At 71.6% G+C, this 17,725-nt stretch carries 18 protein-coding genes and 3 pseudogenes; 15 read left to right on the forward strand and 6 right to left on the reverse strand.

The window, feature by feature from the left end; genetic code table 11:
* Nucleotides 1–6: 6 nt before the first annotated feature.
* Nucleotides 7–507 (reverse strand): GNAT family N-acetyltransferase, encoded by a 501-nt coding sequence (locus tag ACRWNP_RS14695; RefSeq protein WP_431961647.1) that lies wholly within the window; start codon nucleotides 505–507, stop codon nucleotides 7–9.
* 72 nt (nucleotides 508–579) lie between these two features.
* Here ACRWNP_RS14695 and ACRWNP_RS14700 point away from each other — a divergent pair, with 72 nt between their 5' ends.
* On the forward strand, nucleotides 580–1,377 hold the full coding sequence (locus ACRWNP_RS14700; protein ID WP_431961648.1) for an exodeoxyribonuclease III: 798 nt from the start codon (nucleotides 580–582) through the stop codon (nucleotides 1,375–1,377).
* A 265-nt stretch (nucleotides 1,378–1,642) separates the two neighbouring features.
* On the opposite strand, the gene ACRWNP_RS14705 is transcribed toward ACRWNP_RS14700, so the two are convergent.
* Complete coding sequence (locus tag ACRWNP_RS14705) at nucleotides 1,643–1,897, reverse strand: hypothetical protein (RefSeq protein WP_431961649.1); 255 nt, start codon at nucleotides 1,895–1,897, stop codon at nucleotides 1,643–1,645.
* 184 nt (nucleotides 1,898–2,081) lie between these two features.
* On the opposite strand from ACRWNP_RS14705, the gene ACRWNP_RS14710 reads away from it, so the two are divergent.
* Complete coding sequence (locus ACRWNP_RS14710; RefSeq protein WP_431961650.1) at nucleotides 2,082–2,339, forward strand: GntR family transcriptional regulator; 258 nt, start codon at nucleotides 2,082–2,084, stop codon at nucleotides 2,337–2,339.
* Between the two features lie 556 nt (nucleotides 2,340–2,895).
* Here ACRWNP_RS14710 and ACRWNP_RS14715 read toward each other — a convergent pair.
* Entirely contained in the window at nucleotides 2,896–4,212 is a 1,317-nt protein-coding gene (locus ACRWNP_RS14715; RefSeq protein ID WP_431961651.1) for a recombinase family protein, read from the reverse strand.
* Here ACRWNP_RS14715 and ACRWNP_RS14720 point away from each other — a divergent pair.
* The 8 genes and pseudogenes from ACRWNP_RS14720 to gltD form a co-directional block, all read left to right on the forward strand.
* Nucleotides 4,202–4,337, forward strand: a pseudogene (locus ACRWNP_RS14720) (exodeoxyribonuclease III); the annotation flags it as partial. The gene ACRWNP_RS14715 and the pseudogene ACRWNP_RS14720 sit on opposite strands and share 11 nt — an antisense overlap.
* Nucleotides 4,338–4,562 carry a hypothetical protein gene (locus ACRWNP_RS14725; protein WP_431961652.1) on the forward strand — a complete coding sequence of 75 codons (225 nt, stop codon included), beginning with the start codon at nucleotides 4,338–4,340 and terminating at the stop codon, nucleotides 4,560–4,562. It abuts the pseudogene before it with no gap.
* Between the two features lie 92 nt (nucleotides 4,563–4,654).
* Entirely contained in the window at nucleotides 4,655–5,281 is a 627-nt protein-coding gene (locus tag ACRWNP_RS14730) for a GntR family transcriptional regulator (protein ID WP_431961653.1), read from the forward strand.
* 133 nt (nucleotides 5,282–5,414) lie between these two features.
* A complete protein-coding gene (gene aceE / locus ACRWNP_RS14735) occupies nucleotides 5,415–8,117 on the forward strand; it encodes a pyruvate dehydrogenase (acetyl-transferring), homodimeric type (RefSeq protein WP_431961654.1) in 2,703 nt (900 codons plus the stop codon).
* A 188-nt stretch (nucleotides 8,118–8,305) separates the two neighbouring features.
* Entirely contained in the window at nucleotides 8,306–8,785 is a 480-nt protein-coding gene (locus ACRWNP_RS14740) for a MarR family winged helix-turn-helix transcriptional regulator (protein WP_431961655.1), read from the forward strand.
* A 31-nt stretch (nucleotides 8,786–8,816) separates the two neighbouring features.
* Nucleotides 8,817–10,565 carry an MFS transporter gene (locus ACRWNP_RS14745; RefSeq protein WP_431961656.1) on the forward strand — a complete coding sequence of 583 codons (1,749 nt, stop codon included), beginning with the start codon at nucleotides 8,817–8,819 and terminating at the stop codon, nucleotides 10,563–10,565.
* 138 nt (nucleotides 10,566–10,703) lie between these two features.
* Nucleotides 10,704–12,230, forward strand: coding sequence for a glutamate synthase subunit beta (locus tag ACRWNP_RS14750; protein WP_431961669.1), 1,527 nt, complete (start codon nucleotides 10,704–10,706; stop codon nucleotides 12,228–12,230).
* A pseudogene (gene gltD / locus ACRWNP_RS14755) lies at nucleotides 12,224–12,502 on the forward strand (glutamate synthase); the annotation flags it as partial. The gene ACRWNP_RS14750 and the pseudogene gltD, both read left to right, overlap by 7 nt.
* Here the strand turns inward: gltD and ACRWNP_RS14760 are convergent.
* A complete protein-coding gene (locus ACRWNP_RS14760) occupies nucleotides 12,471–13,508 on the reverse strand; it encodes a Gfo/Idh/MocA family protein (protein WP_431961657.1) in 1,038 nt (345 codons plus the stop codon). The pseudogene gltD and the gene ACRWNP_RS14760 sit on opposite strands and share 32 nt — an antisense overlap.
* Nucleotides 13,505–13,618: pseudogene (locus ACRWNP_RS14765) on the reverse strand (dehydrogenase); the annotation flags it as partial. The gene ACRWNP_RS14760 and the pseudogene ACRWNP_RS14765, both read right to left, overlap by 4 nt.
* 210 nt (nucleotides 13,619–13,828) lie before the next feature.
* Here ACRWNP_RS14765 and ACRWNP_RS14770 point away from each other — a divergent pair.
* From ACRWNP_RS14770 to ACRWNP_RS14790, 5 genes are all read left to right on the forward strand, one after another.
* Entirely contained in the window at nucleotides 13,829–14,248 is a 420-nt protein-coding gene (locus ACRWNP_RS14770) for a TOBE domain-containing protein (RefSeq protein ID WP_431961658.1), read from the forward strand.
* 15 nt (nucleotides 14,249–14,263) lie between these two features.
* Nucleotides 14,264–15,040 (forward strand): HAD-IIA family hydrolase, encoded by a 777-nt coding sequence (locus tag ACRWNP_RS14775; RefSeq protein ID WP_431961659.1) that lies wholly within the window; start codon nucleotides 14,264–14,266, stop codon nucleotides 15,038–15,040.
* 55 nt (nucleotides 15,041–15,095) lie between these two features.
* Nucleotides 15,096–15,674 (forward strand): helix-turn-helix domain-containing protein, encoded by a 579-nt coding sequence (locus tag ACRWNP_RS14780; RefSeq protein ID WP_431961660.1) that lies wholly within the window; start codon nucleotides 15,096–15,098, stop codon nucleotides 15,672–15,674.
* 17 nt (nucleotides 15,675–15,691) lie between these two features.
* Nucleotides 15,692–16,216: a GNAT family N-acetyltransferase gene (locus ACRWNP_RS14785; RefSeq protein WP_431961670.1), complete on the forward strand. Its 525-nt coding sequence runs from the start codon at nucleotides 15,692–15,694 to the stop codon at nucleotides 16,214–16,216.
* Between the two features lie 158 nt (nucleotides 16,217–16,374).
* A complete protein-coding gene (locus ACRWNP_RS14790; RefSeq protein ID WP_431961661.1) occupies nucleotides 16,375–16,788 on the forward strand; it encodes a VOC family protein in 414 nt (137 codons plus the stop codon).
* A 28-nt stretch (nucleotides 16,789–16,816) separates the two neighbouring features.
* Here ACRWNP_RS14790 and ACRWNP_RS14795 read toward each other — a convergent pair whose 3' ends face one another.
* Nucleotides 16,817–17,584, reverse strand: coding sequence for a GNAT family N-acetyltransferase (locus ACRWNP_RS14795; protein WP_431961662.1), 768 nt, complete (start codon nucleotides 17,582–17,584; stop codon nucleotides 16,817–16,819).
* Between the last annotated feature and the right edge of the window lie 141 nt (nucleotides 17,585–17,725).

Here is a 17,725-nt window from a genome sequence, read left to right on the forward strand (position 1 = left end):
CCAAGGCTACGCGGGAACGGCCTCCAGGGCCGGTGCGGGAAGCGTTTTACCCAGGCACACACTGAGCGGACTGTCCTTGTAGTGGCCGAACTTGGCCACCGGCGTGTAGCCGCAGGAGGCGTAGAGGGCGATCGCCTCCGGCTGCATCCGCCCGGTCTCCAGCACCATCCGGGTGCGGCCCGCCGCGGCGGCGCCGGCCTCCAGCGCGGCGAGCATCCGGCGCGCGAAGCCCCGGCCGCGGGCCTGCGGCACCACGTACATCCGCTTGACCTCCGCATCCCCGTCCTCGAAGCCCTCGGGGGAGGCGTCCTGGCCGCGCCAGCCGCCGGTCACCACGGGAGCGCCGTCGAGGTAGCCGACCAGGAACTCGCCCCGCGGGCCGTCGAAGTGGTCGGCGTCCATCGCGGTCTCGTCGGGGCCGCCGTACCGCTCGACGTACTCCTGCTGCACCTGCTCGGTCAGCAGCACGGCGTCGGGGTGGTCATAGCGCGTCTTACGGATCTCCACCCGCACATCGTACGGGTGTGCGGCCTACGACCCGGTACGGGCACCCTCCGGCGGCCCGGTATCGTCCCCGTCATGCTCACCGTGACCACCGTGAACGTGAACGGGCTGCGCGCCGCGGCCAAGAAGGGCTTCCTCCCCTGGCTGGAGTCGACCGCGGCCGACGTGGTGTGCCTGCAGGAGGTCCGCGCCGAGGCCGCGCAACTGCCCGAGGAGGTCCGTGCCCCCGTGGGCTGGCACGTGCTCCACGCCCCGGCGGCCGCGAAGGGCCGGGCGGGGGTGTCCCTCTACTCGCGGCGGGAACCGTCCGCGAGCCGGATCGGGTTCGGCTCGCAGGAGTTCGACGGCTCCGGGCGCTACGCGGAGATCGACCTGCCCGGCGTGACGGTCGCCAGCCTCTACCTCCCCTCCGGCGAGGTCGGCACGGAGCGGCAGGAGGAGAAGGAGCGCTTCATGGCGGCGTTCTTCGAGCACATGGTCAAGCTGCGGGAGAAGGCGGCCGCCGACGGGCGCGAGGTCCTGATCTGCGGCGACTGGAACATCGCGCACACCGAGCGCGACCTGAGGAACTGGCGGGCCAACCAGAAGAAGGCCGGCTTCCTCCCCGAGGAGCGGGCGTGGCTCTCCCGCATCTACGACGAGGCCGGGTACACCGACGTCGTGCGCCACCTCACCCCGGAGGGCGAGGGCCCCTACACGTGGTGGTCGTACCGCGGCCGCGCCTTCGACAACGACTCCGGCTGGCGCATCGACCTAGTTTGCACGACGCCTCGTATCGCAGCTACGGCAGTCAGTGCGGTCGTGGAGAGGGCAGCAAGCCATGCCGAACGCTGGTCCGACCACGCTCCGGTGACGGTCACCTTCGACTTCTGAGCCTGCAGGGGGTCAGCGGTAGGGCCCCCTGAAGTACACAGACAAGAGCCCCAACTTCCCTGTCCAGCTTGGAAAGTTGGGGCTCTCTTGCGTGCCTACTGCTCCCGCCGGTGCTCGTGATCACGCGGGCATGTGGCCGTGCACGGAAGCGCGTCCTTTGGGAACCGGAGGACACCGGACACAGGATCGCGATGCCCCCCGTAGCGCGTCCACCAACCCACTCCCCCGTCCCGGTACGTCTCCGGGAGCGGGTGCTCCTCTTCACTCACTCGAACCCCCTCGCGGCCACGACGACCACGCGGTCGAGCGCGTCCGACAGCAGTGGCACGAAGGCCGCCAACTCCTCGACGGTCGGTTCCCCTTCCAGCACCGCCCGCACGACGGCAGACAGTGTGTGGGCAGCCTCAATGTCCCGCATGTCAGCGAGTGCTTCGAGGTGGCCGCCGGGGGCCGCGATCACGTAAACGGCCTTGCCATTGCTCTCCCCGACGTAGCGGGGCTCATCGTCGCCGTGGATCACGCGGCACCCCCAGAAAGCCAACAGCTAAAGTTCGCCATAGCCGAACCTCCGATGTTCGGTCAGGCCCCGAGATGCGCCATTGCCCGGCGCGCTCGGGGTCGTCTTGTTGCGGACCCCGGTCTATGTCCACCTATAGACACATCAAGACAGGCGTGCGTGTGTGCGGGTGCCTAACGTTGATCATATGACCGAGGAAGCCGGGCCGACCTGGGACCCGAAGCGCCCGCGATGGCAGCAGATCGCCGACGTGATCCGGGCGCGTATCGCCGACGGCACATATCCGCCGGACACGATGGTGAGTGAGTCGGCGATCATGCAGGAATTCGGCGTTGTCAAAATGACCGCCCGCAAGGCAGTGGCCGCTCTGCGCACCGAAGGGTTGTTGGTAACCACTCCCGGTATGGGGAGTTTTGTTACGGAAGCCCCCGATAAGAGCGAATGAATTTGTTCCGGAAACAAACAAATAGCCCCACAGGCTGCATCTAGGGAACGGTTACATGCTGGAATTTATTGCATTCGCTCTATTTGCCTTCCTTGCCGGTGGCTTGACCAGGGCAATCCACGCGAGGCGGTCAAAAGGGCGCACGGCAGAATTTGAACAAGGTGTGAATCCGGCTGTTTCTTGTCGTGTCTCGTGGAAGCGCGGATTGGGGCGCCGGGCTTTCGTGTATGGAAAGCTCAAAAGTGACGCAGGTGGTGCGATTTTCACGCGTCCAGCGAGGCAGTCGGTGCGTCTACCGGTAGGTGGACGTGCCACGCGGAGCGCTAGCTGGCGACCTGGTATGGAAATTCTCGAGTACGAGGCTCGGGAAGGTGATCAACTTCGGATTCTCGCATACGAAGGAGATGTGGACCTCGTGGCGCGCTACCTTCGATCCACTGATCCGGACGGGCGCTAATTAAGCTTACTGGTTATTTTGCGTTCTCCTTGTCAGCGGCGCGCAACGTTACGCGGTGATCGGCGAGTCACCATTTGATTGGTGGGAATGGCGTCACGTTTAGTGAGCGCGGGGATGGCTCATCGAGATGACTACCCGTACTGAATCCGGGTTGCTAAACGACACGGTGTGGAAAGGTCCAGAAACCGGGTCCCCCCCCTCCCCCTTTCGGTCATTTTCCGCTACCCCCTGCCCCTCTTCAATCGCATAACCAACTCCTCCCGAGGCGTGGTCGTCACGAGACGGCAGGCATTCGGGCGGAGTCGATGGAGAGCCCGCCGGAGCCTCGCACCGGATACCGCGCGCCGATGCCCGACACACGTAGTCGGCAAGTCCGTTGGCGCGCACGGCCCGGTACAGATTCCCGCCACACCCGGCGCACTTGGCCACACCGAGGAGCAGTGCCGTCGTATCGCTGCGGGTGCGCTTCTCGTGGGGCGTACGCACGTTCAGGGCGTCCTGTAGGGCGTCGAACTCGTCCCGCGTTAGCACGGGGTCACCGATCATCACGGGCGCTCCCTCGGCATCGCGGACGGTCTTCCCCTGGTGGATTCGGTGGCCCATCAGCGCCGGGGTGCGGAGCACCTTGGACAGCGTGCCGGACGTCCACATGAACCGCTCGTGGTGGCGTCCGCCCCGCATGCCTCCCGTCGGCTTCCCGGCGCGAATCTTGGCGTAGTCGCGGGGCACCGGGATGCCTTCTTCATTGAGCTTGATCGAGATCGACTGCAACGAAGCGCCGTCGAGGACATCCCGGATTATGCGGGTGATCACAGCCACGGCCTCAGGGTCCGGTGCCAGCTTGAATCCCGCACCGTCCGGGTTCTTCACTTTCTGGTATCCGTACGGCGGAAGACCGCCCGAATACCGGCCCTGAGTGCGGAGCGCCGCCATGGCACCCGTGACGCGTTCCCGGATGGCGGTTGCCTCCATCTGAGCGGCGAAAGCCATCATGGTGGCGATCATGTCCGTCATCGGGTTCGGCACGCTGAAATCAAAGTCCATCGCGCCTTCGGCAAAGACCAGTCGCTTGCCGTGCTCCCGTGCCCACTTGACGAGTTCGTTCATGTCGGCCATGGAGCGAACTGCGCGGTCAAGACGCCACCAGATGACAGCGTCGAAGTCGTCGGCGCGATCGCGGAACCATACGCCCAAGTCGGGGCGGTCGAAGGGGCTGGTCTTGGTGGCCGACACGTCCAGGTCTTCCGCCTCGCCGATGATCACCATGCCCCGGCGTTCGGCGGCAGTGCGGTTGGCGTCCCGTTGGCGTTCCGGGGACGTGGTGGCGTCGGTCCGGACGCTGAGCCTGATGGCGCTGAGTGCGCGTAGCTGAGTCACGAGGTCAAAGCTGCAATATGGGTCGACCGGATGGCGCATCGACCTCCATGGCCACCCGCGGCCTGGCGGCCCGGGCCGCGGAGCCCCGGGTCGAGCGTGCGGACACCCACCCCGAACGCTGGTCCGACCACGCGCCGGTGACGGTCACCTACGACCTCGGCTAGGTGAACGGTCCCGGCGGCTACCCGGGCCGCACCGCGGACGGCCTGGCCGACCGCCTCCGCGGCGGCTTCGGGGGCACCACACCGTTCACCCTGGGGTGGCGGGGTTCCGCCGTCGCCCGGCGCGCGCTGGGCGCGACGCCGGACGCCTCCGGGGAGCCGGACAGCCACTTCGGCCTGGTCCTGGAGGTGCTCGCGGAAGGCGATGTGGAGCTCGTCCTCGGCTGAGGTCACCGCGACACCCGGTGCCGCCGTCCGCGACCGCCGGGGGCGCCGCCGCCGTATCGTCTAGTCAGCTGCCGTTTTCCGGAGGAGTACCCATGGCGCCGCCCGTCGTCCGCTCTCTGCGTGAGCAGATCCGCGAGTTCATCGTGGACGGCATCGTCAGCGGGCGGTGGAAGCCCGGGGAGCGGATCGTCGAGCGGGGCATCGCCACCGAGCTGAAGGTCAGCCAGACGCCCGTGCGGGAAGCGCTGCGGGAGCTGGAGGTCATGCGGCTCATCGAGTCGGCGCCGAACAAGGGCGTGCGGGTGCGCAGGCTGACCGCCGCGGACCTGGAGGAGATCTACCCGGTACGGGCCGGCCTGGAGCAGATTGCCGCGGAGCTGGCCGCGCCCCGCCTGCGGCAGGACCTGTCGGGGCTGGAGGCCGAGGTCGCGCTGCTGCGGAAGGCGGACGCGGTGGGCGACGCCGGGGCGCAGGTGCGGCACACCGTCGCGTTCCACCGCGAGCTGGTGCGGGCCTCGGGCAACAGCGTGCTGCTGCACACCTGGGAGTCGCTGGGCATCGAGGTGTGGACGGCGCTGTCGATCCGCTGGCTGGGCACCCGGCAGCGGTTGTACGCCGAGGAGCACCAGGCGGTCGTGGAGGCCTTCCGCAGGGACGATCCGCGGGTCGGCGAACTGGTCAAGGAGCACGTGCTGGGCTGCGCCCCGCAGGGCGAGTGACGCCGCCCGGAGGAACCGGAGTTCTCCGACGTGTGACTCTCGTCACAGGGTATTTGATCGATCATCGATCAGAATTATGGTGTGGGAGACGGGGACACCCTGCCCGCACGGAACCATCTGGAAGGCGTTCACCATGACCGACGCCACGCTGAGCGCACTCGATCACCTGCCGGACCCGGACCCGGAGGAAACCGGTGAATGGGCCGCCTCTCTCGACGCGGTCACCCGTGCCGCCGGCCCGGACCGCGCGGCCTACCTGATGCGCCGCACCTTCGACCACGCGCGGGCGTCGGGTCTCTCGGTGCCGTCGGTGCTGGAGACCGAGCACATCAACACCATCCCGACCGCCGCGGAGCCCGAGCTGCCCGGCGACGAGGAGATGGAGCGGCGCATCGCGGGATGGAACCGCTGGAACGCCGCCGCCATGGTGACCCGCGGCAGCCGCTACGGCCTGGGCGGTCACATCGCCACCTTCGCCTCCGCGGCCTGGCTGTACGAGACCGGCTTCAACCACTTCTTCCACGGCAAGGAGTGGGGGTCCTCCCGGGCCGACGGCTCCGGGGGAGGCTCCGGCGACCAGCTGTACATCCAGGGCCACGCCTCCCCCGGCATCTACGCCCGCGCCTTCCTCGACGGCCGTCTCACCGAGCGGCACCTGGACAACTTCCGCCAGGAGGCGGGCGGCGACGGCCTGCCCTCCTACCCGCACCCGCGCCGGCTGCCCTGGCTGTGGGAGTTCCCGACCGTGTCGATGGGCCTCGGCCCGCTCGCCGCGATCCAGCAGGCCCGCTTCAACCGCTACCTGACGCACCGCGGCATCAAGGACACCTCCGGCTCGCACGTGTGGGCCTTCCTGGGCGACGGCGAGATGGACGAGCCGGAGTCGACCGCCGCCCTCGGCCTCGCCGGCCGTGAGGGGCTGGACAACCTCACCTTCGTGATCAACTGCAACCTGCAGCGTCTCGACGGCCCGGTCCGCGCCAACTTCAAGATCGTCCAGGAGCTGGAGGCGAAGTTCCGCGCCGCAGGATGGAACGTCGTCAAGTCGTTGTGGGGTTCCGCCTGGGACGAGCTGTTCGCCCTCGACACCACCGGCGCTCTCGTCCGGCGGCTGCGCGAGGTCCCCGACGGGCAGTTCCAGACCTACGCCACCCGCGACGCCGCCTACATCCGGGAGCACTTCTTCGGTGCCGACCCGGCCCTGGCCGAGATGGCGAAGCTGCTGACCGACGCCAAGATCGCCGAGTGCTTCCACACCTCCCGCGGCGGTCACGAGCCGCGCAAGGTGTACGCGGCCTACCGTGCGGCCACGACGCACAAGGGCGCGCCGACGGTGATCCTCGCGCAGACCGTCAAGGGCTGGACGCTGGGCCGCGGTTTCGAGTCGCGCAACGCGAACCACCAGATGAAGAAGCTCACCGTCCCCGAGTTCCGTACCATGCGCGACCTGCTCGAACTCCCCATCCCGGACAGCGCGCTCTCCGGCGACCTGGTGCCGTACGCCCACCCGGGCGCCGACTCCCCCGAGGTGCGCTACCTGCAGGAGCGCCGTGCCGAACTCGGCGGCCCCGCGCCGGCCCGCCGGGTGCACCCGGTGGCGCTGCCCGAGCCGTCCGCGAAGCCCTTCGAGGCCCTGGCCAAGGGCTCCGGCGGCCAGGAGATCGCGACGACGATGGCCCTGGTCCGGCTGATGAAGGACCTGATGCGGGAGAAGGAGAGCGGACGCCGCTGGGTACCGATCGTGCCCGACGAGGCGCGGACCTTCGGCATGGAGTCGCTCTTCCCGAGCGCCGGCATCTACTCGCCGCTCGGCCAGACCTACGACCCGGTCGACCGCGACATGCTCCTGTACTACAAGGAGGCGGAGAGCGGCCAGATCCTCAACGAGGGGATCACCGAGGCCGGTTCGATGGCCTCCTTCACCGCCGCGGCGACCTCGTACGCCACGCACGGCGAGCCGATGATCCCGCTCTACATCTTCTACTCGATGTTCGGCTGGCAGCGGACCGCCGACCAGATGTGGGCCCTGGCCGACCAGCTCGGCCGCGGCTTCCTGGTCGGGGCGACCGCGGGCCGCACGACGATGACGGGCGAGGGCCTGCAGCACGCCGACGGGCACTCGCACCTGATCGCGTCCACGAACCCGGCGGCGATCTCGTACGACCCGGCGTTCGCCTACGAGATCGGTGTGATCGTCCGCGAGGGCCTGCGCCGCATGTACGGCCCCGACGCGGAGGACGTCTTCTACTACCTGACGGTCTACAACGAGCCCAAGACCCAGCCGGCCATGCCGGCGGAGCCCGGGGTCGAGGAAGGCATCGTCAAGGGCCTGTACCGCTTCCGCGCCGCCGACACCGCCGGGCTCCCGGCCGACGCGCCGCGGCTGCAGCTGATGGCCTCCGGCACGGCGATCCACTGGGCCCTGGAGGCGCAGCGACTGCTGGCCGCGGAGTGGGGCGTGGCGGCGGACGTGTGGTCGGCGACCTCGTGGAGCGAGCTGCGGCGCGGCGGTCTGGCGTACGACGCGGCCCGGCTGCGCGGCGAGGACGCCCCGCTCCCCCACGTCACGCGCGTGCTGGAGGGCGCGCCGGGCCCGGTGGTGGCGGTGAGCGACTGGATGCGCGCGGTGCCGGACCAGATCAGCCAGTGGGTGCCGCAGGAATGGCACTCGATCGGCACCGACGGCTTCGGCCTGTCGGACACGCGCGAGGCGGCCCGCCGCCACTTCGGCGTGGACCCGCAGTCGGTGGTCGTCGCGGCGCTGGCCGCGCTCGCCGGGCGCGGCGAGGTGAAGCGGGAGACCGTCCAGGAGGCCCGTGAGCGTTACGGGCTCTGAGAGCCGGCTTCCCCACCCCGCCCCGGGTGGGGACACGAGGGCCGGGTACGCCGTCAGGCGTACCCGGCCCTCATCCATGTCCGCGCGCGCCCGACCGGTGCCCGCTCGTGCGCCCTCTCACGTCCCGTGTGCCCACTGCCCCCTGGAGACCTCTCCCCGGATACATAAGGCGGTGATATAAATTCCTTATGCATCTTCCCGACGACGACCTGGACCACAGCCACGCCGTCGACGTGGCGCGGGCCCTGGAGCGGCTGTACCGCATGCTGCGCAGGCTCAGCCAGCCGAGCGAGCTGTCACTGACCACCGTGGCGACGCTGTCCACGCTGGAGCAGTCCGGCCCGCTCCGGCTGACCGAGCTGGCGGCCCTGGAGGGCGTCACGCAGCCGGCGATGACCCAGGTCGTGTCACGGCTGACGGAGGCGGGACTGGCCGGTCGCGCGGCGGAACCCGCGGACGGGCGCGTGGTGCTCGTCGACATCACCGACGCGGGCCGGGAGGCCATCGCCCGGCGGCGCGCCATGCGTGCCGAGCGGCTCGGGGAGTTGCTGGAACAGCTGAGCCCGGACGAGCGGTCGGCGCTGGTGGCCGCGCTGCCGGCCGTGGAGGCACTGACCCGGCTGGGGCCGCCCCCGGCCTCGTCGCGCCTCGCCCAGCGGAGCAATTGATCAGGCATCGGTTCTACGTCGGAGCAGCTTCATGACCGCGCATGCGCGATCGTCCCGTTCCGTGAATCCGTTCAAACAGCCGAAGGCCGTGTTCGCGGTCGCCTTCGCCTGTGTGGTCTCGTTCATGGGGATCGGACTCGTCGACCCGATCCTGCCCGCGATATCGGAGCAACTGGACGCCACTCCCAGCCAGGTGGCGCTGCTGTTCACCAGCTACCTGGTGGTGACCGCGGTCGCCATGCTCATCACCAACTGGGTCTCCAGCCGGATCGGCGCCAAGCGGACGCTGATCGCGGGCCTCGCCCTGATCGTGGTGTTCGCGGCCCTGGCCGGCACCTCGGGGAGCATCGGCGGCATCGTCGGCTTCCGCGCGGGCTGGGGCATCGGCAACGCCCTGTTCATCGCCACCTCGCTGGCGGTGATCGTGGCCTCCGCGAGCGGCGGCTTCGTGGGCGCGATCATCCTCTACGAGACCGCGCTGGGCGTCGGCATCGCGGTGGGCCCGCTGCTCGGCGGGCTGCTGGGCAACGTGAGCTGGCGCGGCCCGTTCTACGGCGTCGCCGTCCTGATGGCCATCGCGCTGGTCGCCACGGTCGTCCTGGTGGAGCCGATCCCGCTGCCGGCCCGCAAGACCGGGCTGAGCGAGCCGCTGCGCGCGCTGCGCCACCGCGGCCTGCTGACGATGTCGCTCACGGCCCTCTGCTACAACTGGGCGTTCTTCACCGTGCTCGGCTACGCGCCCTTCCCGATGGGGCTCGGCGCGATCCAGCTCGGCCTGGTCTTCACCGGCTGGGGCGCCCTGGTCGCGGTCTTTGCCGTCTTCGGCGCGCCGCGGCTGCAGGCCCGGCTGGGCATCGCGCGGACGCTCTACGCCAGCCTCGCGCTGTTCGCCCTCACCGTGCTGGCCATCGCCATCTGGACGAACAACCGGACCGTGCTGATCGTCTGCGTGATCGTCGCCGGTGTCTTCATCGGCGTGAACAACACGGTCACCACACAGGCGGTCATGACCGTCGCGCCCGTCGACCGCGCCGTCGCCTCCGCCGCGTACGGCTTCGTCCGCTTCATCGGCGGCGGTCTGGCGCCGTTCGCGGCGGGCAAGCTGGTCGAGGCGTTCGGGATCCACGTGCCGTTCTACATCGGCGCCGGGGCACTCGTGCTGGGCATCGTGATCCTCTCCACCGCCCACGGGCTGCTGAAGGAGGCCGAGAAGGTCCAGGCCGAACAGGTCGACCCCACCGCGAACCCCGCCCCGGAACCCGTCCCCTGGGCCGACGCCGCCGCGTCGCTGGTGCCGGTCGAGCACGACGCCGTGGTGCCCGGTGACGCGGGCCGCGGTGCCATCGTCGCCGCCGTGGACGGCTCCCCGAACGCCGAGCGCGTCACCGAGGCCGCCGGCCGCCTCGCGACGATCAACGGCCGTACGGTGCACGTCGTCCACGCCGAGGAGTCCGCCGTCGCGGGTGACGCGGCCACCGGCGCCGACGACCTGGAGTCCGCCCGGATCGCCGTCCGCAAGCACCTGGACCGGCTCGCCGCCCTCGGCATCCCGGCCGTCGGCCATGTGCTGCGGAACGCCACCGGCCACGGTGAGGTGGGCCGTCTGGTCGCCGAGCACGCGGAGCGCACCGGCGCCCGCGCCATCGTCGTCGGGGCGCCCACCCACGGCGGGCTGTCCGCGCTGATGGACGCGAGCGCCGGGCAGGCCCTGATGCGGCACGCGACCTGCGACGTCGTACTGATCAACCCGCGCTCGGCGGACCTGGGGGCCGCGGCCTGAGCCCATCGCGGAGAATCACGGTGGCCGCGCCATCGAAATACCGGCAAACCCGACGTATGGTGGCCTGACGATGCCACGTGCCGGGGGACGTGGTCACCGTGACTCCCCATGATCGTGACGGCGGCGCCGGAGGCGGCCATGGCCGATCCCAAGGGCTTTCTCACCACCCCCCGCCGTACCCCCGCGCGGCGCCCCGTCTGCGAGCGCGTCGAGGACTGGCACGAGGTCTACACTGGCCAGAGCCTGCTGCCGATCATCTCCGCGCAGGCCGGCCGGTGCATGGACTGCGGCATCCCGTTCTGCCACGACGCCTGCCCGCTGGGCAACATGATCCCCGACTGGAACGACCTGGTGTACCGCGAGGACTGGGCCACCGCCTCGGAGCGGCTGCACGCCACCAACAACTTCCCCGAGTTCACCGGCCGGCTGTGCCCGGCGCCCTGCGAGAGCGCCTGCGTCCTGACCATCAACGCCGACCCCGTCACGATCAAGAACGTCGAGGTGGCCATCGCCGACCGCGCGTGGCAGGAGGGCTTCGTCCTCCCCCGACCGCCCGAACGGCACTCCGGGCGCACGGTCGCCGTGGTCGGCTCCGGACCCGCCGGGCTCGCCGCCGCCCAGCAGCTCACCCGGGTCGGCCACACGGTGACGGTCTACGAGCGGGCGGACCGGCTCGGCGGGCTCCTGCGCTACGGCATACCGGAGTTCAAGATGGAGAAGCACCATCTGGACCGGCGCCTGACGCAGATGCGCGCCGAGGGCACGCTCTTCCGCACCGGGGTCGAGGTGGGCGCGGACCTCGACGCGGGGCGGGTCGTCGCCGAGCACGACGCGGTGCTCCTCGCGGTGGGCGCCACGGCCTGGCGCGAGCTGCCGGTGCCCGGACGGGAACTGGCGGGCATCCACCAGGCGATGGAGTACCTGCCGCTGGCGAACCGGGTGCAGGAGGGCGACCTGGCCGAGTCACCGGTCAGCGCGGAAGGCAAGGACGTCGTCATCGTGGGCGGCGGCGACACCGGCGCCGACTGCCTGGGCACCGTGCTGCGGCAGCACGCGGCCTCCGTCGTGCAGCTCGACATCAACCCCCTGCCGGGCGAGCTCCGCTCCGAGCACGAGCCGTGGCCGGTGTACCCGCGGGTCTACCGGGTCTCCCCCGCCCACGAGGAGGCCCGTGAGGTGGCCCGGCGCGGGGGCTGGGACCCGGCGGAGCACGGTGGTGTGCCGCTGCCGGGACCGGACGGCGACATACGGGTGTTCTCCGCGTCGACCTTCCGCTTCGAGGGCGACGACACGGGGCACGTGCGGTCGCTCCACCTGGTCGGCGTCGAGCCGCGGCACCGGCGCCCGCAGCAGGGCACCGAACGCGTCATCCCCGCGCAGCTGGTGCTGCTGGCGCTCGGGTTCTCCGGGGCCGAGCGCGACTGCGCTCTGGTGACCCAGCTCGGCCTGGAAATCGACCGGCGCGGCCACGTCGTCCGCGACGCCGGCTTCGCCACCGGGGTGGAGAAGGTCTTCGTCGCGGGCGACGCGGGCCGCGGTCAGTCGCTGATCGTCTGGGCGATCGCCGAGGGCCGGTCGGCCGCGGCGTCGGTCGACCGATGGCTCAACGGCACTACCTGCCTGTCGGCGCCGATCACACCGACGACCCGGCCACTGGTGGCGTGACGGCGGCGGAACGCGGGCGCGGCTCGAAGCCGCATCCGGTGGCCCAGCGCGGCCTGGAAATCGGCCGGCGCGGCCACGTCGTCCGCGACGCCGGCTTCGCCACCGGGGTGGAGAAGGTCTTCGTCGCGGGCGACGCGGGCCGCGGTCAGTCGCTGATCGTCTGGGCGATCGCCGAGGGCCGGTCGGCCGCGGCGTCGGTCGACCGATGGCTCAACGGCACTACCTGCCTGCCGGCGCCGATCACACCGACGACCCGGCCACTGGTGGCGTGACGGCGGCGGAACGCGGGCGCGGCTGGAAGCCCGCGGCGCGGTAGCAGGCATCGATCATGCGCATCGACTCCACGGCGTCGTCGGCGTCCGTGAGCAGCGGGGCGCCGTCGCGAAGCGTCGCCGCGAAGGCCTCCAGCTGGTAGGTGTACGAAGAACGCCTGCCGAGCTCCTCGACCCGCTCGCCGTCCGGAGTGCGGACCACGACGCGGTCGTCCGTGTGCGGCAGCACGAAGCACGGCGCCGTGGCCTCGCCCCGGCTGCCGACGATGCGGAAGCTCATCTCGAGGGCCTCGGCGTCCATGTGGCAGCGGGCCGAGGCGGTGGCGCCGCCGGGGTACTCCAGATCGGCGTCCAGCCAGGCGTCGACGCCGGGCGCGGTGGCGCGCTCCCCGCCGCGGGCCTCGACCAGGCGCGGGGCGCCGCCGGCCCAGGGGGCCAGGGACCGCGCCGCGTGCAGGGAGTAGCAGCCCAGGTCCATCATGGCGCCGCCGGCCAGCGGCAGGGACCAGCGGGGATCCTCGTCAGCCGGCGCGGGGATGTCGACCACGGTCTCCACGTGCCGCAGCTCACCGAGCTCGCCGGACTCCAGCAGCTCGTGCAGGCGCCGGGTGACCGGGTGGTAGAGGTAGTGGAACGCCTCCATGACGACCACGCCCGCCTTGGCGGCCGCGTCGCGCACCTCGATGGCCTCCTCGAGGTTGCTCGCGGAGGGCTTCTCGCTGAGCACGTGCTTGCCCGCGGCGATGGCGGCCAGGTTCCAGGGGCCGTGCAGGCCGTTGGCGAGCGGGTTGTAGACGGCCTCGACCTCGGCGTCGGCGATGACGTCGGCGTACGAGTCCAGCACGCGCTCGACGCCGTGCTCGGCCGCGAAGTCCGCAGCCCGCGAGCGGTCGCGGGCGGCTACGGCGACGAGCCGGTGCCCGGTCGTGCGGGCGGGGGCCGCGAGGGCGGCCCCGGCGATGCGGGCGGCGCCGAGCACGCCGATGCGCAACGGTTCGGTGGTCATGCGGTGCGTACCTCTTCCATACGTACGGGTCCGTGGTCCCCTGGGGACAACGTGCAGGCCTCGGCGATCCATCCGGCCTCGACCCCGTCGGCGACGGTACACGGCACGGGCGAACGGGCCGTGACGGCCTCGGGCTGAACCGGCCGGGCCGGGAAGAAGCGGTGCGGCGGCCCGAGTGGCGTTCCCGCCTCCCCGGGAGGGTCCGTGGTTAGGGTGGACGGAGGGCCGGTATCGCCCGTACCACCGCCCGTGCCGCTTCTGCGCCGCTCCCACGATCGTCGCCACGACCGCGACCGTGTCCAGCCGACAAGGTGTCCGCCATGAGCCTGAGCATCCACAACCAGTTCCCGGCCACCGTCGTCTCCGTCACCTCCGGCAAGGCGATGACCACTGTCAAGGCCCGGCTGGCGGGCGACCAGGAGGTCACGGCGGCCGTGGCGACCGACACCGTCGCGGAACTCGGCATCGCGGCCGGATCCCCGGTGACCGTCCTCGTCAAGGCCACCCAGGTCGCGCTCGCCACGGGTGACGTCCGGGGGGTGAGCGTCCGCAACCGGCTGGCCGGCACGGTCACCTCGGTCACGCTCGGTGCCGCGATGGCGAACGTCGGCGTCGCGGCCGAGGGCGGCACCCTGACGGCGGCGGTCACCAAGGAGGCCGTGGACGAGCTGGGCATCACCGCCGGTACGCCGGTCGTGGCCCTGGTGAAGTCCACCGAGGTCGCGCTCGCGACCGCCTGACGGCGGCCCGGACCCGTGCGCGCCGCGCTCGTCGACATCGACGGCGTCCTCACCGTCTCCTGGCAGCCCCTGCCGGGCGCGGTCGAGGCACTGGCACGGCTGCGGGCGGCAGGCGTCCCGCTCGTGCTGCTGACCAACACCACCTCCCGCACCCGCGCGGCCATCGCGTCCACCCTCGCGGACACCGGCTTCCCGGTGCGGGCGGAGGACATCCTGACCGCGCCCGCCGTCACCGGGCGTTATCTGGCCGCGCAGCACCCCGGGGCCCGGTGCCTGCTGCTCAACAGCGGGGCCATTGCCGAGGACCTCGGGGACGTCCGGCTGGTCGCCCCCGGCGAGGACGCGGACGTGGTCGTCGTGGGCGGCGCGGGCCCGGAGTTCGGGTACGAGGCGCTCGACGCGGTGTTCCGGCAACTGCGGCGCGGGGCCCGGCTGGTGGCCGTGCACCGCAACCTGTACTGGCGGACCCGGGACGGCCTCCGACTGGACACCGGCGCCTTCCTGCTCGGCCTGGAGCGCGCCGCGCGCGTGGAGGCGGTCGTCGTGGGCAAGCCGTCGGCGGCCTTCTTCGCCATCGCGCTGGACCGGCTCGGGGTTCCCGCCGGCGACGCGGTGATGATCGGCGACGACATCGACTCCGACGTACTCGCGGCGCAGCGCCACGGCGTGACCGGCGTGCTGGTGCGGACGGGCAAGTACCTGCCGGAGACCCACCGTGCCGCCGACCCGCAGCCCGACCACGTCCTGGACTCCTTCGCGGACGTCCCGCGGCTGTTCGGGCTGGACGACTGACACCGCGCGACGCTGGCGCTTGGCGATGTCCCGCATCTGGGATATCGTCCCGGATATGAGAGAGCCCGATCCCGGGTCGGTCGACGCCCGCCTGGCCGCGCGCCTCGCCGAACTGCGCGACGAACGCGGCTGGTCCCTCGACGAGCTCGCCACGCGCACCGGCATCAGCCGCTCGACGCTCTCCCGCCTCGAACGCGCCGAGATCAGCCCCACGGCCGCCCTCCTCGGGCGCCTGTGCACGACGTACGAACGCACCATGTCCCGGCTGCTCGCCGAGGTCGAGAGCGGCAGCGACCCCGCACAGCTCGTACGCGCCGCCGACCAGCGCGTCTGGACCGACACCCCGTCCGGCTTCGAACGGCGCTCCGTCTCACCTCCGCATCCGGGACTGCGCGCCGAGATCGTCGAGGGCGTGCTGCGCCCCGGCGCGGACATCGCGTACGACGGGCCTCCCGTCGCCGGGCTCGAGCACCACGTGTGGCTGCGCGAGGGCGTCCTCGAGGTCACCGTCCAGGGCCACTCCCAGCGGCTCGCCCCCGGCGACTGCCTCCGCTACCGCCTGTGGGGCCCCTCCCGCTTCCGCTGCCCAGGCCCGGACCCCGCCCGCTACTCCGTCGTGGTCGTACTGCCGTGAAGGACACCCCCGCCCCCGTGCACACCATCGCCCCGCTGTCCGCCGAAGCCCTGCTGGACTGCGCCGACGACCTCGCCGCCCTCCTCGTGGACGCCGTCGAGGGCGGCGCGTCCCTCGGCTTCGTGGCCCCCTTCACGCAGGCCGAGGCCGCCGCCTGGTGGCGCACCCGGGCCCGCGCCGTCGCGGCTGGCGACCTCACCGTCTGGGCCGCGCGCGACGCCTCCGGCGTCGCCGGCACCGTCAGCCTCGCCCACGAGGCCAAGCCCAACGGCCGCCACCGCGCCGAGGTCCTCAAGCTCATGGTCCACCGCCGCGCCCGCGGCCACGGCCTCGGCCGCACCCTCCTCACCGCCGCCGAACACGCCGCGGCGGCCGCGGGCGCGGCCCTCCTCCTGCTCGACACCGAGACCGGCAGCCCCGCCGAACACCTCTACCGCACCGCCGGCTGGACCCCCTACGGCACCGTCCCCGCCCACGCCGCGAACCCGAACGGCGTGCTGCGGCCGACGACCTTCTACTTCAAGGCGCTGAGGTCTGCGTGACGCGTGGCGTCGGCCCCGCGTGGCGGCCGGCGGGCGTCTTCCACGTGCTCGCGGAGGAGCGCGTCGGCCGAGGATCGGCCGTGGTGATCCGGGACTTGCCGGGCGGGTGGCGCGGCCCCGTAGGCTGAACGCCCGTCGTCGCACTGCTTGGGGGAGTAATGACCAGTAGGTTCACCGAGTTGGCTGTCGACTGCCACGATCCGGAGCGCCTCGCGGCCTTCTGGTGCGCGGTACTGGACTTCAAGGTGATCGACCGGAGCGAGGGCAAGGTCGAGATCGGCTCCTGGGAGCCCACCGTCGAGGAGGTCCTGGCCCGCCAGATGCCGCCGACCCTGGTATTCGTCCGGGTGCCCGAGGGCAAGACCCGCAAGAACCGGCTCCACTTGGACGTAAGCCCGATCGACGGCAGTACCGAGGACGAGGTGGCCAGGCTGCTCGACCTCGGCGCCACGAGAGTGGACGTGGGCCAGGGCCCCGGCCGGAGTTGGGTGGTCATGGCCGACCCCGAGGGCAACGAGTTCGACGTCCTGCGCACCCTGGCGCCGTCCGGCTCCCTGACCGGCCAGGGTTAGTGGCACCTGCGTCGGTCACGGCGGCCGGTCAGGCGGGCAGCGTGAAGAGGCGGTACTCGGAGACCGTGGTGAACCCGGAGCGGCGGTAGAGGGGTTCGCCGGCCGGGCTGGCCAGGAGGGCGGCCTGGTGGGTGCCGCGGTCGTGGGCGAGGCGGAGGGCGGCCGCGGTCAGCGCGGCGCCGATGCCGCGGCGGCGGTGGGGCTCGGCGACGTGGACGAGGAAGATGCCGGCCACGCCGTGCGCCGTGATCACCACCGTGGTGCCGACGACGTCACCGTCCAGCACGGCGGCGAGGCGGACGACGTCCGCGTTGTCCGCGCGCCGGGCCTCGAAGCGTACGAGGTCGCGCTGAAGCCCGGGCGCGATGCCCATGGAGGTGCGGTACGTGCGGACCAGGCCGGCCAGCCGGTCCGGGGTCTCGACCGCCTCGACGCGCAGCCCCGCCGGCGGGTCCTCGGGGTCCGGGGCGCGGTCGAGGGGCCGCACCATCAGGGGCAGGGCGCCCAGCGGGACCGCGCCGTGCCGGGTCAGGGCGGCGGCGGTGCCTTCGGGACTGTCCGGGCCGGCCCACCACCACCAGGGGACGCCCGCGAGTTCGGTGCGCGCGGTGGCCACGGCCCGGCCGAGCGCGTCCAGGGACCTTATCCGGACCACGCCGTTGAACTGCGGCGTGGCGAGACCGCTGCGGTAGCGGTCGAGGCCGCCGTCGCCGCCCTGCGTCCGGCCCCAGCCCATCAGATACTGACGGAAGTTGGCGGTGACCTCCGCCAGTGCCTCCGTGCTCGCCGTGCCCAACACGTCTCCTTTCGCCCGCTGACTCGCGCGATCACGATGTCACACGTGTCGCACGCCCAGGACACCCGCACCACGACCATGAAAGCCCTTCCTCGCAGGCGGGGACCCCCCCATTATGCTGACCGGCATGAATGAGGGACT

The sequence above is a fragment of the Actinacidiphila sp. bgisy160 genome (assembly GCF_965342435.1).
In the GTDB taxonomy this organism is placed as follows: domain Bacteria; phylum Actinomycetota; class Actinomycetes; order Streptomycetales; family Streptomycetaceae; genus Actinacidiphila.

What these genes read in the sequence shown, in the direction of transcription:
- ACRWNP_RS14700 (WP_431961648.1), top strand. Translation starts at nt 580, where the DNA reads ATGCTCACCGTGACCACCGTGAACGTGAACGGGCTGCGCGCCGCGGCC.
- ACRWNP_RS14710 (WP_431961650.1), top strand. Translation starts at nt 2,082, where the DNA reads ATGACCGAGGAAGCCGGGCCGACCTGGGACCCGAAGCGCCCGCGATGG.
- ACRWNP_RS14715 (WP_431961651.1), bottom strand. Translation starts at nt 4,212, where the DNA reads ATGCGCCATCCGGTCGACCCATATTGCAGCTTTGACCTCGTGACTCAG.
- ACRWNP_RS14730 (WP_431961653.1), top strand. Translation starts at nt 4,655, where the DNA reads ATGGCGCCGCCCGTCGTCCGCTCTCTGCGTGAGCAGATCCGCGAGTTC.
- aceE (WP_431961654.1), top strand. Translation starts at nt 5,415, where the DNA reads ATGACCGACGCCACGCTGAGCGCACTCGATCACCTGCCGGACCCGGAC.
- ACRWNP_RS14740 (WP_431961655.1), top strand. Translation starts at nt 8,306, where the DNA reads ATGCATCTTCCCGACGACGACCTGGACCACAGCCACGCCGTCGACGTG.
- ACRWNP_RS14745 (WP_431961656.1), top strand. Translation starts at nt 8,817, where the DNA reads ATGACCGCGCATGCGCGATCGTCCCGTTCCGTGAATCCGTTCAAACAG.
- ACRWNP_RS14750 (WP_431961669.1), top strand. Translation starts at nt 10,704, where the DNA reads ATGGCCGATCCCAAGGGCTTTCTCACCACCCCCCGCCGTACCCCCGCG.
- ACRWNP_RS14760 (WP_431961657.1), bottom strand. Translation starts at nt 13,508, where the DNA reads ATGACCACCGAACCGTTGCGCATCGGCGTGCTCGGCGCCGCCCGCATC.
- ACRWNP_RS14770 (WP_431961658.1), top strand. Translation starts at nt 13,829, where the DNA reads ATGAGCCTGAGCATCCACAACCAGTTCCCGGCCACCGTCGTCTCCGTC.
- ACRWNP_RS14780 (WP_431961660.1), top strand. Translation starts at nt 15,096, where the DNA reads ATGAGAGAGCCCGATCCCGGGTCGGTCGACGCCCGCCTGGCCGCGCGC.
- ACRWNP_RS14790 (WP_431961661.1), top strand. Translation starts at nt 16,375, where the DNA reads ATGACCAGTAGGTTCACCGAGTTGGCTGTCGACTGCCACGATCCGGAG.